General features: G+C 38.4%; 18 protein-coding genes. 14 read left to right on the top strand and 4 right to left on the bottom strand.

Going from position 1 to position 16,863, the window contains the following annotated elements:
* Nucleotides 1-39 precede the first annotated feature (39 nt).
* Nucleotides 40-2,163 carry an RNA degradosome polyphosphate kinase gene (locus ACH0CI_RS12730; protein ID WP_335708035.1) on the top strand — a complete coding sequence of 708 codons (2,124 nt, stop codon included), beginning with the start codon at nucleotides 40-42 and terminating at the stop codon, nucleotides 2,161-2,163.
* 39 nt (nucleotides 2,164-2,202) lie between these two features.
* Here the strand turns inward: ACH0CI_RS12730 and ACH0CI_RS12725 are convergent, their stop codons facing one another.
* Nucleotides 2,203-2,496, bottom strand: a complete 294-nt coding sequence (locus ACH0CI_RS12725; RefSeq protein ID WP_013082274.1) for a hypothetical protein — start codon at nucleotides 2,494-2,496, stop codon at nucleotides 2,203-2,205.
* 146 nt (nucleotides 2,497-2,642) lie between these two features.
* Complete coding sequence (locus ACH0CI_RS12720; protein ID WP_013082275.1) at nucleotides 2,643-3,509, bottom strand: metallophosphoesterase; 867 nt, start codon at nucleotides 3,507-3,509, stop codon at nucleotides 2,643-2,645.
* 171 nt (nucleotides 3,510-3,680) lie between these two features.
* Between ACH0CI_RS12720 and fadH the strand changes: the two genes are divergently transcribed.
* From fadH to ACH0CI_RS12705, 3 genes are all read left to right on the top strand, one after another.
* Nucleotides 3,681-4,445 carry a 2,4-dienoyl-CoA reductase gene (gene fadH, locus ACH0CI_RS12715; protein WP_028414119.1) on the top strand — a complete coding sequence of 255 codons (765 nt, stop codon included), beginning with the start codon at nucleotides 3,681-3,683 and terminating at the stop codon, nucleotides 4,443-4,445.
* Between the two features lie 105 nt (nucleotides 4,446-4,550).
* Nucleotides 4,551-5,762 (top strand): EAL domain-containing protein, encoded by a 1,212-nt coding sequence (locus ACH0CI_RS12710; RefSeq protein WP_406901532.1) that lies wholly within the window; start codon nucleotides 4,551-4,553, stop codon nucleotides 5,760-5,762.
* Nucleotides 5,763-5,917: 155 nt separating this feature from the next.
* Complete coding sequence (locus ACH0CI_RS12705) at nucleotides 5,918-6,400, top strand: DUF3993 domain-containing protein (protein ID WP_406901531.1); 483 nt, start codon at nucleotides 5,918-5,920, stop codon at nucleotides 6,398-6,400.
* Between the two features lie 29 nt (nucleotides 6,401-6,429).
* On the opposite strand, the gene ACH0CI_RS12700 is transcribed toward ACH0CI_RS12705, so the two are convergent.
* Nucleotides 6,430-6,666, bottom strand: a complete 237-nt coding sequence (locus tag ACH0CI_RS12700; protein WP_013056034.1) for a glutaredoxin domain-containing protein — start codon at nucleotides 6,664-6,666, stop codon at nucleotides 6,430-6,432.
* Between the two features lie 280 nt (nucleotides 6,667-6,946).
* On the opposite strand from ACH0CI_RS12700, the gene ACH0CI_RS12695 reads away from it, so the two are divergent.
* The 6 genes from ACH0CI_RS12695 (at nucleotide 6,947) to ACH0CI_RS12670 (ending at nucleotide 11,422) form a co-directional block, all read left to right on the top strand.
* Nucleotides 6,947-7,183, top strand: coding sequence for a YkuJ family protein (locus ACH0CI_RS12695; protein WP_013056035.1), 237 nt, complete (start codon nucleotides 6,947-6,949; stop codon nucleotides 7,181-7,183).
* A gap of 382 nt (nucleotides 7,184-7,565) precedes the next feature.
* On the top strand, nucleotides 7,566-8,021 hold the full coding sequence (gene cbpB, locus ACH0CI_RS12690) for a cyclic-di-AMP-binding protein CbpB (RefSeq protein WP_013056036.1): 456 nt from the start codon (nucleotides 7,566-7,568) through the stop codon (nucleotides 8,019-8,021).
* Nucleotides 8,022-8,120: 99 nt separating this feature from the next.
* The gene (locus ACH0CI_RS12685; RefSeq protein WP_013056037.1) at nucleotides 8,121-8,999 is read left to right on the top strand and encodes a transcriptional regulator CcpC; all 879 of its coding nucleotides are present in this window, start codon (nucleotides 8,121-8,123) and stop codon (nucleotides 8,997-8,999) included.
* A 129-nt stretch (nucleotides 9,000-9,128) separates the two neighbouring features.
* The gene (gene dapD, locus ACH0CI_RS12680; protein ID WP_013082280.1) at nucleotides 9,129-9,848 is read left to right on the top strand and encodes a 2,3,4,5-tetrahydropyridine-2,6-dicarboxylate N-acetyltransferase; all 720 of its coding nucleotides are present in this window, start codon (nucleotides 9,129-9,131) and stop codon (nucleotides 9,846-9,848) included.
* Nucleotides 9,849-9,992: 144 nt separating this feature from the next.
* Nucleotides 9,993-11,120, top strand: coding sequence for an N-acetyldiaminopimelate deacetylase (locus ACH0CI_RS12675; RefSeq protein WP_335708038.1), 1,128 nt, complete (start codon nucleotides 9,993-9,995; stop codon nucleotides 11,118-11,120).
* A 56-nt stretch (nucleotides 11,121-11,176) separates the two neighbouring features.
* Nucleotides 11,177-11,422 (top strand): YkuS family protein, encoded by a 246-nt coding sequence (locus ACH0CI_RS12670; RefSeq protein ID WP_013056040.1) that lies wholly within the window; start codon nucleotides 11,177-11,179, stop codon nucleotides 11,420-11,422.
* A 34-nt stretch (nucleotides 11,423-11,456) separates the two neighbouring features.
* Here the strand turns inward: ACH0CI_RS12670 and ACH0CI_RS12665 are convergent, their stop codons facing one another.
* Nucleotides 11,457-12,320 carry a mechanosensitive ion channel family protein gene (locus ACH0CI_RS12665; RefSeq protein ID WP_014461007.1) on the bottom strand — a complete coding sequence of 288 codons (864 nt, stop codon included), beginning with the start codon at nucleotides 12,318-12,320 and terminating at the stop codon, nucleotides 11,457-11,459.
* A gap of 356 nt (nucleotides 12,321-12,676) precedes the next feature.
* Between ACH0CI_RS12665 and ACH0CI_RS12660 the strand changes: the two genes are divergently transcribed.
* The 4 genes from ACH0CI_RS12660 (at nucleotide 12,677) to ACH0CI_RS12645 (ending at nucleotide 16,854) form a co-directional block, all read left to right on the top strand.
* Entirely contained in the window at nucleotides 12,677-13,225 is a 549-nt protein-coding gene (locus ACH0CI_RS12660; RefSeq protein WP_014461006.1) for a peroxiredoxin, read from the top strand.
* A 102-nt stretch (nucleotides 13,226-13,327) separates the two neighbouring features.
* Nucleotides 13,328-13,774, top strand: coding sequence for a TlpA family protein disulfide reductase (locus ACH0CI_RS12655; protein ID WP_028414116.1), 447 nt, complete (start codon nucleotides 13,328-13,330; stop codon nucleotides 13,772-13,774).
* A gap of 187 nt (nucleotides 13,775-13,961) precedes the next feature.
* Nucleotides 13,962-14,858 (top strand): phosphogluconate dehydrogenase (NAD(+)-dependent, decarboxylating), encoded by an 897-nt coding sequence (gene gnd / locus ACH0CI_RS12650; RefSeq protein ID WP_025749395.1) that lies wholly within the window; start codon nucleotides 13,962-13,964, stop codon nucleotides 14,856-14,858.
* A 259-nt stretch (nucleotides 14,859-15,117) separates the two neighbouring features.
* Nucleotides 15,118-16,854 (top strand): ABC transporter ATP-binding protein, encoded by a 1,737-nt coding sequence (locus tag ACH0CI_RS12645; RefSeq protein ID WP_335708039.1) that lies wholly within the window; start codon nucleotides 15,118-15,120, stop codon nucleotides 16,852-16,854.
* The last annotated feature ends 9 nt before the right edge of the window (nucleotides 16,855-16,863 follow it).

The raw sequence follows: 16,863 nt of genomic DNA, 5'->3' as shown, positions 1-16,863 counted from the left end.
CTAACTAGATTAAATTCATTATCCTGGAAGGTGAGGCTAATGTTAGAAAGTAATCGCACTTATAAGCAAACCATACAAGTGGCTGATTCAGCTTATTACAATAATCGTGAATTGAGCTGGCTGGCCTTTAACAAGCGGGTGCTGGAAGAAGCTGTAGATACGAAAAACCCTTTGCTTGAGCGATTTAAATTTCTAGGGATTTTCAGTTCGAATCTGGATGAGTTTTTTATGATTCGGGTAGCGGGGTTAAAAGATCAGGTGAAGGCTGGATTTAACAAACCCGAAAACAAAGCAGGCTTAACTCCTACACAGCAGCTATTCTCTATCTCCAAACAAAACCACGAGCTTGTCAAGCAGCGGTATGATACGTATATTCACACACTTCTTCCCGAATTACAGAAATACGGTGTGGAAATCATTTCGGTTGAAAAGCTGGAGAAATCAAATCTAGATAAGCTTGAACAGTATTTTGACGAGCAAATCTTTCCCGTATTAACTCCTATGGCTATTGATACATACCGGCCGTTTCCTATGTTGATGAATAAAAGCTTGAACTTAGCAGTTGTCCTTTCAGAGAAGTTAAATGATGAGCAGCAAATTACCGAGATAAAAGGAAGACTAGCCATCGTTCAAGTACCTTCGATGCTAACGCGCTATATTGAAATAGCTACGTCAGATTCTACCCGTCTATTTGTATTGCTAGAGGATGTGATTGCCTATTTTATTAAAAAGTTGTTTAAGGGATACTCCGTTTCTTCCGTTTCCCAATTTCGAATTACCCGCAACGCAGATATGACTATTCACGAAGAAGACGCTCAAGATTTATTAAAAGAGATTGAAGAAGAGTTGCAGAAGCGAAAATGGGGAGCGGCTGTTCGGCTTGAGATTAAGAGTCCATACGATCAGGGTGTACTAGCGTATTTAAAGTCAGTCCTTGAAATTGACGATGAAGATGTGTATGAGATCAAAGAACAGTTGGATTTAACCAGTTTATTTTCGTTTTATAGATTACTTAAATCTACGCATGAAGAGCTCGCTGAAAAAGCCTTTATTCCTAAGGTTACAACACAGTTACACCCGGATCAAAATGTTTTCGACCAAATGATTCAAAGAGACATTTTGCTTCACCATCCTTATGAATCGTTTAAGCCGGTGCTTGACTTTGTTAACTGTGCAGCAGACGATGAAAATGTGCTTGCTATTAAGCAAACGTTATATAGGGTAAGCGGAGATTCTCCCGTTATTAAAGCATTAAAACGAGCGGCTGCAAAAGGTAAACAAGTGACGGTACTAGTTGAACTAAAAGCAAGGTTTGATGAAGAGAATAATGTGCAATGGGCTAAAGAGCTAGAGCGGGCAGGATGCCATGTGATATATGGAATGACGCATTTAAAAACGCATGGTAAAATTACGCTCGTGGTGAGAAGAGAAGGAGAGCATATTAAGCGATTCGTTCATCTTGGTACTGGGAATTACAACGATGCGACGGCAAAGATCTATACGGATATAAGTCTTTTTACTGTCAACCAAAACATCGGGATAGATGCGGCCAATTTTTTTAATTACTTAAGTGGCTATACGCAAAAACCAGTATATCATCATTTATCCGTTGCACCATTTGATATAAGAAACGATTTTTTGCATCTCATTGATCAGGAAATACAGTATCACAGACGGTATGGCAATGGAAGAATCATTGGGAAAATGAACTCATTGACGGATAAAATTTTAATTATGAAGCTATATGAAGCTTCTATAGCGGGTGTGACAATCGAACTCATTGTTAGAGGAGCGTGCTGCTTGCGCCCTCAAATTCAAGGCGTTAGCGAGAATATAAGAGTAAGAAGCATTGTGGGACGATTTTTAGAACATAGCCGAATTTATTATTTTCATCATAATAAACAGGAAAAGTTTTTCTTTTCATCTGCAGATATGATGACAAGAAATATGGTGAAACGAGTAGAAATTTTATTTCCTATCTTGGATACACATTTGAAAAAAAGAGTGTGGAAGTGGCTTGAAGTTATGCTTGCTGATAATGTAAAAGCACGAGAACAAGATCAAGAAGGGAATTATCATTACGTCATAAAAAAAGAACATGAGCTCTCTATTAATAGCCAAGAGATCTTTTGTCAATATGCTCTTTGCGACGATCAAGAATAACACAAAAAAAGCCGAGTGCTCGGCTTTTTAGTCATGTTATTATCTAGGAATGGGACCAACAGGACCGTATCCAGGTCCATAGTATGTGTTATAAACAGGGGCACCGCCTCCATAGCCGGCACCGGGGTAGCCTCCTCCAGGAAATCCACCGCCGTAAAACGGAACGGGATAAGGATAAGGTGGTGGACAGCACCCAGGTCTGCCTCCAAAACCGCCAACAGCTAGTCCGCCAAGCAGCCCACCAGCTAAGCCAGCAACAAAAGGAAATCCAAAAAAGCGCTCGTCACCATTTGGAATATTACGATATCCTGTATAGGGATATTGATAGTACATAATTTAACCTCCTTGTCAGTTGTCTTTGTAGTGTATGGCTGAACGGAAGTTTTTGAGCCTGGTTTATTTCTTTAAGACTAGAATTAGGCGGTCGTGATCAGCTAAAAAAAGACAAAAAAACATAAAAACGCCCTGTAAGGGCGTTTTTATGTTGATTGCAAGGTGAAAAGCGTAATTTCAGGCGTAGCTAAAAAACGAAAAGGAATGCGCGTGGTTCCTAAGCCTCTATTCACATAAAGCTTCATTTTAGAATCTCCAACTTCGTACATTCCTTCAGGGTAAACCGTCCCAAAGGGCGGTGTAATCAAAGGACCGTAAAAAGGAATTTGAATTTGGCCTCCATGACTGTGGCCGGAGAGCTGAAGATCCACTGGAAAAGGAGCTGCTTTGACAGCAACGTCAGGTTCATGAATCATAGCAATAGAAAAGATATCCGGCTGTAATTGTCCTAGCGTTCCCTCATATTGTGGATTCCCAAGCATAATATCATCGAGTCCACAAATATGAATGTAGCTTTTATCGGGCATGGAAACCGTGTCAACTTCATTTACTAGAAGTCTAAATCCTGCGTCTTCAATGGCTTGTTTGTAGATATTTGTTCCATACCCTCCATGATCATGGTTTCCATATATTGCGTATTTTCCAAGAGGAGCCTGAAGCCTCTGTAAAATCGGGGGGATTCTTTCTGGATGCGGGTATTCATTAGGTACATCCATTAAATCTCCAGTAAATAATATAATAGTAGGCTTCAAATTATTTATGGTTACCATAAGCTGTTCTAATTGTAATAAATCATAAGAGAGTCCAAGGTGAATATCACTAAATTGTAAAATTTTTATTCCGTTAAAGCTTTTCGGAATGTTTTTAGAAGTAATTGTATGACGAACAATTTGCAGACGTCTAGGCTCAATATATTTGGCATATGTATACCCAAAAGACGTGGTGAGCAAAGACCCTAACGAAATAGACGCTAGTCCTTTCAAAAAAGATCGTCTTGTATACGTCTTTTTCATGCAAAATCAACCTATTCCTTATAGTTTTCAAGTTTTCATTATAGCATTGTTTTTTTTATCATCACAACGAGAAGTCTGCTTTTAAGTTAAATAGATAAAAGTTTCACTTTATTCAGAAAAAATAGTAAAATAATAGTTGTAAAACACTTATGTTTTGGGGAGGAAGATAAATTGAAGAACAAGGTCGTAATTGTTACTGGCGGTTCAAGTGGAATGGGAAAACATATGGCGAAGCGATTTGCAGAACAAGGTGCTCATGTGGTAATCACAGGTAGGTCAGCCGATCGATTACAAGAGACAGAAAAGGAAATTAAAACGTTTGATGGACAGGTACTTTCCGTGGTGATGGATGTACGCAATCCAGAAGATGTGGAACGAATGGTTCAAGAAACAGACAAGGCATTTGGACAAATTGATTTTTTAGTTAATAATGCTGCAGGAAATTTTATATGTGCAGCTGAAGACTTATCCGTTAACGGATGGAACAGCGTAATTAATATTGTATTAAATGGTACATTTTATTGCAGTTCCGCAGTAGGGAAATATTGGATCGATAAAGGTACAAAAGGAGCCATTACAAACATTGTGGCTACATATGCGTGGAACGCAGGAGCAGGTGTTATTCATTCAGCTTGTGCCAAGTCAGGAGTTTTAACCATGACGCGCACGCTCGCAGTAGAGTGGGGAAAGAAATACGGTATACGGGTGAATGCGATTGCGCCGGGGCCGATCGAGCGAACAGGAGGAGCCGATAAGTTATTTGAGTCAGAAAAAATGAAAGCGCGTACATTGAATTCTGTACCATTAGGACGCCTTGGAACTCCTGAGGAAATAGCAGGATTAGCTAGTTTCTTATTCTCCGATGAAGCATCTTATATCAATGGGGAATGCATCACAATGGACGGGGGACAGTGGCTAAATCAGCATCCTTTTTAAGGTTGGATACGCACTAAAAAGTACAAAGCAAACCTAGAAGGACTAGCAAAATTATGCTATTCGTATTATACTAACGTAAAGTGAACAAGGAGAGGGGAGAGTTGAGTGGACCCGTTAGATGTATTAACAAACATAGAGAAAACTCTTCCGTATTATCAAGCAATTTTTAGTGCAGATGGACATAGAGTAATTGGCTATGAAGTGTTGGCGAGGTTTCAAAATGAAGGGGAAATTGAAAGTCTCGGCCCATTCTTTCATGATGATGCGATTCCGGATGAATATCGCATAGAAGTTGATTATGCTGTTTTAACACAAGCGCTCGAGCATATGTTGACCCAGGAAGAACAATTTTTAATTTTTATTAATCAGAACCCTAATTTATTAATGAACGATCACGGAGAATCCTTGCTAGAATTATTGCAACTTTTCAAAAATAAAGGATTATCGCTTGATCGAATTGTTCTCGAAATTACAGAACACAATTTTAGTGGAGATTTGGAATCGCTTCAACACTTACTAAAGTATTATCAAACATATGGTATTAAGATTGCAATTGATAATATAGGAAAAGAAAGTAGTAATCTAGACAGAATTGGGTTGCTGTCACCAGATATCTTAAAAGTAGATTTACATATTCTAAGACAAACGGACATGGCGCAGTCGTATCAAGACGTATTGTATTCTTTATCCCTGTTAGCAAGAAAAATGGGTGCTACGCTTCTATATGAAGATATAGAAGCCTCCTATCAGCTGCAGTATGCATGGAGAAACGGAGGCAGATATTTTCAAGGTTATTATTTACATAAGCCGGCTGCTGAACTTGTCGATCCGAACATCTTAAAGGATAAACTAAAGGAACGTTTCGAAATGTATATCGCTCATGAAAAGAAAAAGCTACTTGCTGTTTACCAGCTGACGGAACGCTTTCAAGATAAAATGCAGCAGGTAGTGACAAAGTGCAGAAAGCTAGAAACGTATGACGATATGCTGCCCGTTATTGCAGAAGAACTATCCAACGCGTGTTTTCGCCTTTACATTTGCGATGAAAATGGATTTCAAAAGTCTTCTAACTATGTAAAGAAAAGCGAGGACTGGATTCTTGAGCCTGAATATGTAAAGAAAAATTGGAGCTGGCGCCCATATTTTCTTGAGAATATTATTCGAATGAGCTATGAAAAAAAAGGCATATTATCAGATTTGTATAATGATATTGAAACAGGCGAGAATATCCGAACTTTTTCGTATCCAATTGATAATAAGCACTATATATTCCTTGATATTTCATATTCTTTTTTATACGAAAGAGACGTTTTGTAGAGAATAAATAAGTAGAGGTTAAGCCGGCAATCAGCAAAAGTGGTTGCCGGTTTTTTATTTTTTTTAGAGGGGAACGACAGTCGGTTATAGAGATATGCATAGGCAGGGGAAATTTCGGAATTCTAATAAAAAAGAAGCGAAGGAGCTGAGTTAATTTGAAGAAAATATGCTTACTTGTCTTTTTGATGATGATCTTGTACTCAGGAAAATCTGTTCATGCAGAAGTGTCAGGAGAGATTAGGCATGAAATCTTTATAAATTTGCAAGATGCTTATCAGGCTCAGCTAAGAGCTGCGTCTGCCCATGCTAATCAAGATGCTGCTCGTGAGCTGAAATTATTTTTAGATGATGAGTATGCATCCGTATTTTTTAATGAGGCTCTCTTACAAAAAGCTCAAGGGTATGTCGGAGAGGGACCTGAATATTTAACACACTACATCCCTTTCTTTTCTTTCGATGAACAGACGAAGGTAGCTCTTCATTCCGACCAAAACAAAGCTTATGTCTATCAATTTTTTCCGGCTGTGCATAATGAACGAGTAAAATACCAAGATCATTATGAAATGATCACTTTAGTAAAAAAACAGGGGAAATGGAAGGTGCAAAAGCTTATATATAGTAAGAAATACTCAAAATAGCCGAGAAAAGCTTATTTTGAGTGTTTCTGTTACCCAATGTTCAGAAGCTTCTCAAGCGCTTGAAGGTCAAACCCTCTGATAATTTCCTGATCAACACGAATAGTGGGAGTGGAATAAGACTCTAACTCAGTAGTCATTCGTTTTCGAGCAGAAGCATCTTTAGATACGTCAAATTCTTTATAGGAAACGTGGTGATGCTGTAAAAACTGTTTAACAATTTCGCAAGGTGGGCAAGCTGGTTGTGTGTACAGCTCTATAGATCTCAATGAAAGCACCTCCCTATATCAAAATGAATGGTGTTAAAGTAGAATGAAGTTTTGGATGATACATAGTATATCGCTATGTTATTATAATAAAAAACGACATATATCGCTATAATAAGGCATTTTCTTATGAAAAATCACGTAAAGTACTTGTGTTTTTTTAGTATGTGGCATATAGTGAAATGGTGTCTTTTAAGTATTAGTTTAGATAAAGTACTTATTTGAATTGATATTGTAGAAAAGTCGAATGCGTAATGATGTAATAGGTGAAAGGAGAGATTATATGTCACAATTACAAGGTATTTTAACTCGTCTTGTGAATCTCCGTGAGCAAGCAAGTGGAAGTGAAGCGCCACAACGCTTCTTCGAAGTAGAGGGAAAAAGAATTTGCAGCGTGAAATATCATGCAAAAACTGAAACATACGAACTTGAAGTATATCAAGATGGTGAAAAGCCAGCTGTTTATCAATTTGATAACGTTGATATGATTGCAATTGAAATTTTTGAACTTATTCATTAAGGGATAAAGCAAAACGAATGCCGCAAAGGATTTTATACTTTGCGGCATTTTTTTGTTACTGTGTATGGAGTTTTTGCGGTGGCTTCTGCCCTATTTTCCCGAGAAATACCGACAAAGTGATAGTGGATTTTCTGATAAATGGAAGGAAAGGGTCGAATGCTGTAAAAAAAGCAAAATAAAAAATTCAGATAATTATGAACTTTCGTTGACACTTGTTTTAAAAAAATCTAGACTTAACATATAAGGGAGAACATCGAGTGTGTCTGCTTCTATTCCCTCTTAAAGGTTCGCATTTACGTAAGCAAGCTATTTTCATTTTGTAGCTTGTTCTTTTTCTCTTTACACACGTGGAAGTTATGAGAAATGGAAGGAGAATGTATAAATGATTGATATTGATCACAATCAGTTAAATCAAATTGAACTTCGAGATTTGCTTGTCACTTCTGATAAAGTTGCTCATGTTCAAGTGGGAAATAATTTAGAACATGCTTTGCTTGTGTTAACAAAGACTGGCTATACGTCCATTCCCGTATTAAATCCAAGGTTTCAGCTGCAGGGGTTCGTGAGCATGACGCTTATTTTAGATTCGATTTTAGGGTTAAAGCGCATTGAATTTGAACGATTAGAAACCATGAAAGTAGAAGAAGTTATGAATCAAAATGTTCCTCGTGTCTCCATGAAAAAATCCGTATTAAAAGTCATAAATGCCATGATTAACCATCCTTTTTTGTGCGTAGAGAATGAAGATGGTATTTTTGAAGGGATTTTAACGCGAAGAAATTTGTTAAAGTCATTAAGAAGGCAGTCCATCATTCTCCCGAAAGAGTCATTTCAATAATTTTTTTAAGAAATCGTGTTTCAGCCTATCTTTCTCCGTTTTTTTCTTATATGATAAAGGTAAAATGAAAGTAAAAAGAGGCTTGAAAGGAATAACTGAATGCAATTAATAGAATGTCGAATGCTCGTTGTATTAGCTCAAGAATTAAATATGAGAAAAGCTGCAGAGAGATTATTTGTATCGCAACCAGCTTTATCACAGAGGCTGCAAACCATTGAAAAAGCATGGGATACACAAATCTTCATTCGTTCGCAAAAAGGACTGTCATTAACGCCTGCTGGAGAAAAGATTGTTCAATTTGCAAAAGAAGTAGTAGAAAAAGAAGATCGGGTTCGCGAGGACTTGCATCATTTAGATAATGAAGTATATGGTACACTCAAATTAGCGGTGGCTTCGATTATTGGACAGCACTGGCTGCCGGCGGTGTTAAAACGCTATATGGATCGTTACCCACATGCTAAAATCTCTCTTGTAACCGGCTGGAGCAGTGAAATGCTTCGCTACCTGTACGAAGATGAGGTACATATTGGAATCATACGCGGAAATCCGGATTGGAAAGGCGTCAAAGAACATTTGTTTACAGATCCTCTTTACCTAGTTGATTCAGAAATTGAAAGGGCAGCGGAAGTAGTAAATACTCATCGACCATTTATTCAATTTAAAAGTGACTCAACGTATTATCAAGAAATTTTAGAATGGTGGCATCGAGAGTTTCATACTACACCGAAGCGTACGATTGTAGTGGATCAGATTGAGACGTGTAAACAAATGGCTTTAAATGGTCTTGGTTTCGCTATTTTACCATCGATTGCTATCAAAGAAGCTGGAAGCCATATTCATCGGACGCCGCTTCTAAAAGCAAATGGCGAGCCAATTACACGAGACACTTCTTTAGTTGGATATGAATCAGCGTTTAAACTGAAGCAAGTTCGAGCATTTGTTGATATTGTACGTGAATACGTAAGAGAAACGGTCTAAAGCGAGCTCAGGTGCTCGCTTTTTTTATTTGCAATCGTTATCTTTTTATTAAAACGATAATGATGCTTGTCATTGTGAAAGCATTTTGTTACATTAAATGAGACATTGCTTACTTAGGAGGAATACATAATGAAAATGATGGATGCTAATGAGATTATCTCATTTATTCAAAACAGTACAAAATCAACACCGGTAAAAGTTTACGTAAAAGGTGAAGTAGAAGGAATTGACTTTGGTTCATCTTCTAAAACATTTGTAACGGGCAACACAGGTGTAGTATTTGGTGAATGGAAAGAAATCAAAGCTGCTATTGAAGCAAACGAAGGAAAAATTGAAGACTACGTAATTGAAAACGATCGCCGCAACTCTGCGATTCCTTTATTAGATATGAAAGGAATTAAAGCCCGTATTGAGCCAGGCGCTATTATTCGCGATCAAGTTGAAATCGGCGACAACGCTGTTATTATGATGGGTGCATCGATTAACATCGGTTCTGTAATCGGTGAAGGAACAATGATCGACATGAACGTAGTACTTGGTGGTCGTGCAACAGTAGGTAAAAATTGTCATATTGGCGCAGGTTCTGTATTAGCTGGTGTTATTGAGCCACCTTCTGCAAAACCAGTTGTAGTAGAAGATGATGTAGTAATCGGTGCTAATGCTGTTGTTCTTGAAGGGGTAACAGTAGGTAAAGGTGCCGTAGTTGCTGCAGGTGCAATTGTGGTCGAAGATGTAGCTCCTTACACAGTAGTAGCAGGTACGCCAGCACGCGTTATTAAAGAAATTGACGAAAAAACAAAGTCTAAAACAGAAATCAAGCAAGAATTGCGTCAATTAAACGAAGAATAAGAAAAACGATCAGGTTGCGCTTTTTCTTTGCTGAATTAATAGGTTTTAGCGATTGGGATACTGAATCCTTAAACGTATCATATGGACAAGTTGGAAGCGTGGGCAACCACGCTTTCTTCTTTATTTCGTGAGGAGGACATACACATGGCTGAAAATGAATTTGTGAAAATAAGAAGAGAGCTACATAAAATTCCTGAATTAGGGTTTCAAGAGGTGAAAACACAGCGTTTTTTGCTTGATTATATTAACACTCTTCCGCAAGAGCGCTTAGAAGTAAAGACGTGGAAAACGGGACTCTTTGTTAAAGTACATGGTACAAACCCAACTAAAACAATAGGCTACCGAGCAGATATTGACGGTCTTCCTATCACGGAAGAAACGAATTCTTCTTTTCAATCACAGCATGAAGGACTCATGCATGCCTGCGGACATGATATGCACATGGCCATTGGGCTAGGCGTACTGACTTACTTTGCTCAGCATGAAATCAAAGATAATGTATTGTTCATCTTTCAACCTGCAGAAGAAGGTCCAGGAGGAGCACAGCCGATGCTCCAAAGCGATATCATGAAAGAATGGCTTCCAGATTTCATCTTTGCCCTTCACGTAGCTCCTGAATATCCGGTTGGGTCGATTGCGCTGAAGGAAGGGTTACTATTTGCTAACACGTCTGAGCTATTTATTGATTTAAAAGGAAAAGGCGGGCATGCTGCTTATCCACATACAACAAATGATATGGTAGTCGCTGCATGTCAGCTCGTTTCACAGCTTCAAACGATTGTTGCTCGCAACGTTGATCCGCTAGACAGCGCTGTAATTACAGTAGGGAAAATTCAAGGGGGGACGGTTCAAAATATTATTGCGGAGCGAGCTCGCATAGAAGGAACCATTCGCACGCTATCTCCTGAATCAATGACGCGTGTTAAAGAACGAATCGAAGCGATTGTTAAAGGAGTAGAAGTAGGGTATCAGTGTGAAACAGCCATTGATTATGGATGTATGTATCATCAAGTATATAATCACCATGAAGTCACGCGAGAGTTTATGGAATTTGCCAAAGCGCAAACCGACGTAGATGTCATTGAATGCAAAGAAGCAATGACAGGAGAAGATTTTGGCTATATGCTAAAAGATATTCCTGGATTTATGTTTTGGCTTGGCGTTCAGTCTGAATATGGGCTTCATCATGCAAAGCTGCAGCCTCATGAAGGCGCAATAGATACGGCGATTTCACTTATTACAAAATATTTTGAACATAAAGGCAATCAATAAATCGTATAATCATTTTTCCTTATGGCTAAATTAATACCATGAGGAGGTGGGCAACGATGGCACGAATTGGTGTAGAATACGGTTTAACAGATGTACAGGCTGCACTTCAGCAGCTCGGACATGAAGTGGTACAATTACGCAACGAAAGTGATGCACAAGGGTGCGATTGCTGTGTTGTAACAGGACAGGATTCAAACGTAATGGGGATTTCTGATGCAGTAACGCAAGGCTCAGTTATTACAGCTAGCGGATTAACGGCAGAAGAAATTTGTCAGCAAGTAGGCAACAAGGTACAAGGATAAAAGAAAGCCGAAGGAATAAATCCTTCGGCTATTTTTATGCATGCTGAGGCTGCTTGGCATCTTCAGGCTGCTTTTTATCAATATTTACTTGATGAGGGAACGGAATATCAATACCGTTTGCGTCAAATGCTTCTTTAAACTCTTTGCGAAGCTGACGTTCAACCCCCCACTGCTCACCGTTTTTAGCTTTGCCAACTACACGAAGCACAACGTCCGATGCGCCTAGACCTTGAACTCCTATCACGCTTGGTCCTTCTACAATGTTTTCATTTGTTGCAGCAACGCGCTCACATACTTTTTCTAGTACGGAAATTGCTTTGTCAATATCATCATCATACGAAATGCCAATATCAATCAACGCGCGCATATTGCCTCGGGAATGATTGCTTAAGCTTGTAATTTCACGGTTAGGCACATAGTGTAAAGTTCCATCAAATCCGCGAATTTGAGTAGTACGCAGACCTACTGATTCGACAATTCCTGAAAAACTTCCGGTTGTTACATAGTCGTCAACATCCAGCTGTTTTTCAAGAAGTAAAAAGAAACCTGTTACAACGTCGCTAACTAGTCCTTGAGCACCGAACCCGATTGCTAGACCCACAACTCCGGCACCGGCTAATAGAGCTGTCGCATGGATATTTACTGCTTCAAGCAGCATGACGACAAAAATAAAAATAAGTACATATGAAAACACATTAACGGTTAAACTTTTGAGTGTGAGCATGCGTCCGCGCGTAGTATTTTCGCGCTCACTCATTTTTTCAAAGGAACGCTCAATAACTTTTTTACCAATTGCTCGTACAAGTAAAAATACAATGGTAATGGCAATAAGTTTTAACACAATAACTCCAGCATTGGTAAGAAGCTGTTCCCAGTTGATGTCTTGCATCTTAAACATTCGTTGTTCATCCTTCCTATGTTCTGTTTCAATATTAATAAGTGGGAATTTATTCTGTGGAAAAGATTTTCTAAGAGTATGAGCACATTTGTTTATTCCCGATATTAGACATGCTAAACTGAGAAGGTAAATAAATGCAACCCTTTTATAGCATTTTTTTGCTGAAGTCAGGGTTTAATTTGCCCTAAAGGCGGGCATAACAACTATGTTACCATTATAAGATGTTGTTTAAATTCATTCTTAATTAATATTGACTAAAAAAACAATATCCATTATAATGAAAACCGTTATAACAGTACATAAGTGAGAATGTTTTGTACATTTTCTCATTTAATAATTATTTGGAGGGATCATGTATGCCAGAACGTATGGTAGGTAAACAAGCTCCACGCTTTGAAATGGAAGCTGTATTATCAAACAAAGAATTCGGTAAAGTTAGCTTAGAAGAAAATATTAAAAATGACAAATGGACAGTATTATTCTTCTATCCAATGGACTTTACATTTGTATGTCCAACAGAAATCACTGCACTTTCTGACCGTTATGATGAGTTTGAAGATCTTGACGCAGAAGTAATCGGTGTTTCTACAGACACAATCCATACACACTTAGCTTGGATCAACACTGATCGTAAAGATAATGGTTTAGGTGATCTTAAATATCCATTAGCAGCTGATACAAATCACGTTGTTTCTCGTGAGTACGGCGTTTTAATTGAAGAAGAAGGTGTAGCACTTCGCGGTTTATTCATCATCAGCCCAGAAGGCGAATTACAATATTCAGTTGTAAACCACAACAATATTGGCCGTGACGTTGATGAAACTTTACGTGTTCTTCAAGCGTTACAAACTGGCGGACTTTGCCCAGCTAACTGGAAACCAGGTCAAGCTACTTTAAACGCGTAAGCACAACGTTTAAAAGGTCTAACGTCCACGTTAGGCCTTTTTTTCATCGGATAATAAAGAACATATAGTCAATAATAGTGAAAACAAGGGAGGCTTTTATTCATGAAATTACGTCAGCCAATGCCTGAGTTAACGGGCGCTACAGAATGGTTAAACGGAGAGGTTACAAAAGAGCAGCTAATTGGCGAAAAGCCAACACTTATTCATTTTTGGTCAGTAAGCTGTCATCTATGTAAAGAAGCAATGCCTCAAGTAAATGAATTTCGCGACCAATACAAAGAACAACTAAACGTAGTAGCCGTTCATATGCCGCGCTCTGAAGATGATTTAGACTTAACAAAAATTAAAGAAGTAGCAGCAGAACACGATATTACGCAGCCAATTTTTGTAGACAGTGAACATAAATTAACGGATGCATTTGAAAATCAATATGTACCGGCATATTATGTATTTGACAAAACAGGTCAGCTACGCCACTTCCAAGCTGGTGGAAGCGGTATGAAAATGCTTGAAAAGCGCGTGAATCGTGTATTAGGCGAGAACGAATAAATACAAGCAGTTGTAACAGGTGAAAAGCATTCGATGCTTAGTAGAACTTGCATCGAATGTTTTTCTTTTTTGTGTGTAGGAAGTAACTGATAAAGGAAATATAAAAATGTGGATTTTTTCTTGTGAGTTTACACCATACTAACACTAACAACATGATACGAAACTTACTATTGGAGGTAATTTACATATGAAATTAGGTATGATTGGCTTAGGGAAAATGGGAGCAAACTTAGTATTGAATTTACTAGATCATAACCATTCTGTGGTAGCATTCGATGTGAACAACGAAGCCGTACAGAAAGTATCAGAAAAGGGAGCAGAAGGCGCTTCTTCCATTCAAGAATTAGTAAGCAAATTAGAAAAACCACGCATTGCTTGGGTAATGGTTCCAGCCGGAGAGCTCACAGAAAAAGTAATTTCTGAGCTTCAAGAATTACTTGAAGAAGGAGATATGATTATCGAAGGCGGTAATTCTAAGTATAAAGATTCCGTACGACGTGCTGCAGCTTCTGCTGAAAAAGGAATTCACTACTTCGATGTTGGAACGAGCGGCGGAATGGAAGGTGCCCGAAACGGCGCTTGTATGATGATTGGTGGAGATAAAGAAGCATTTGCTACAATCGAACCTATTTTCCGCGACATCAACGTAGAAAATGGCTATCTCTATTCAGGTGCAGCAGGAAGCGGTCACTTCTTGAAAATGGTTCATAACGGAATTGAGTACGGCATGATGCAAGCAATTGCTGAAGGTTTTGATGTGTTAGAGAAAAGTGAATTTGACTATGACTACGAAGCTGTAGCCCGCGTATGGAACAATGGCTCTGTTATTCGCTCATGGTTAATCGAATTAATGGAACGTGCATTTTCAAAAGATGCAAAACTTGACAGTATTAAAGGAGTTATGCATTCTTCCGGTGAAGGGAAATGGACGGTTGAATCAGCTTTAGATTTACAAGTGCCAACGCCAGTTATTGCTTTATCTTTAATGATGCGCTATCGCTCACTTGAAGATGATACGTTTACAGGTAAAGTAGTTGCCGCTCTTCGCAATGAGTTCGGCGGACATGCAGTGGAAAAACAATAAAAAAAGAAGCTGGGACAAAAGTATTTTAGACGAAGTGAAAAACGAACCATTGATCAATATGTTTGATTAGTGGTTCGTTTTTTTGTTTGAGTGAATAGTTTCGTCTTTAGATGGAATTCATTTAGCTATATCCCAACCTCTTTTTTATGACTATTTACCTTTTTTTGAAAAAACATCTAAAAATTATGGTAATTTATTTCGGGAACCGATATATTTAAATATGTGTGCTACATCTTAGCTAAGGGAAAGGACGGGGTATATGGGAACGTTTAAAAAACTAAAAGATTTTTATTTGCCGTACCGAATGTACTTTTTTTATTCTGCTATTTGCTTGTTATTTGTAACCTCCATCACTGTGATTTACCCTATTGTGCTGCAATATACGATTGATCATATCGTGTTAGGAAAACAATATCAGCTAGTCGATAATGTAGCATTTATTTTTATTGGACTGATGATCATCAAAGGAATCTTTACATATATTCAGCAATATTACGGCGACTTATTTGGAATTAAGTCCGTGTATACTCTTCGCAATAAACTTTACCGCAAACTTCAGTATTTACCGTTTTCTTATTATGACAATGCCAAAACAGGGGACTTGATGTCCAGGTTGACAGCTGATGTAGAAGGATTTCGTTTTTTTCTATCTTTTGGCTTCTCAGAATTAATTCGCTTCGTCATTTTACTTACTGCCAGCTTTTCCGTTATGTTCTATTACTCTATTTCACTCACTCTTGTCACAATCTTCCTGCTGCCTTTTTTGGGGGTAGCTGTCTATCGTTTTGATAAACGCGTTCATCCAGCGTTTCGCTTAATTCGCCAATCGTTTGGAGAACTTAATACAAATGTTCAAGAAAATATAAGCGGCATACAGACGGTCAAATCATTATCAAGAGAAAAATTTCAAACCTCTAAATTTAACGATTCCAACGGAGTTTATAAAAATCGAAACATTGAAACAGCGAATGTGTGGGCAACTTATTTCCCCTTAATGGAGTTTATAGGGAATTTATCTATTGTTGGTCTCCTTGCTTACGGAGGAGCGCTTGTTATGAACGGAAGCGTACGTCCTGGAGAGCTTGTTGCTTTCTTTAGCTTAACCTCTTATTTAATGTGGCCGATTATGAATCTAGGGTTTGTTATCAATATGTTTTCACAGTCTAAAGCTTCGGGTGAAAGGCTGCTAGAAATTTTAGAAGAAGAAGAAAAAGTCCATGAGCATGCCGGAAGTTTCTCTATTAATGGAACGGTCGAGTTTCAGCATGTTAGCTTATGCTATCCAAACGAGGATAAAAAATCGCTTGAGAACATATCGTTTTCTGCTTCTAAAGGGAAAGTAGTAGGTTTAATCGGTGCAACTGGAGCTGGCAAAACAAGCTTAACACAGCTGCTCACGAGGTTTTATGAACCGACTTCAGGACAGATCTTAGTTAACCATCGTCCGATTAAAGAGTATCCGCTCTCTGTTCTTCGGAAAGAAATTAGCTTTGTACTTCAAGAAACGTTTTTGTTCTCAAGCAGCATAGGAACCAACATCTCTTATGGCGTGCCGGGTATTTCCAGAGAAGACATTATTGATGCTGCAAAACGAGCGCAGGCGCATGATTTTATTATGGAGCTTCCAGATGGATATGATACGATGCTGGGAGAGAGAGGACTGGGGTTATCAGGCGGGCAAAAGCAGCGTATTGCGATTGCACGAGCGCTTATCTTAAATCCTAGTATTCTAGTATTAGATGATGCCACCAGTGCCGTTGATATGAAAACAGAAAGAGAAATTCAATTGGCTTTAAAAGAAGTGATGAAAAATCGTACGACGTTTATTATCGCGCACCGCCTTTCTTCTTTGCGACATGCCGATGAAATCTTGGTCTTACATGAAGGTCGTATAAAAGAGAGAGGAAGCCATGAAACGCTCATTCAAAAGCAAGGAATTTATAAAAACATTTACGACATTCAATATGAAAGCAGTACGTCGGTGATGAACGTATAACAAGGGAGG

Origin of the sequence: Priestia sp. 179-F W1.4 NHS, assembly GCF_045369295.1 — a bacterium.
GTDB classification, from domain to species: domain Bacteria; phylum Bacillota; class Bacilli; order Bacillales; family Bacillaceae_H; genus Priestia; species Priestia zanthoxyli.
The sequence above is the reverse complement of the archived record's forward strand: the minus strand, read 5'-3'. Positions and strand labels throughout refer to the sequence as shown.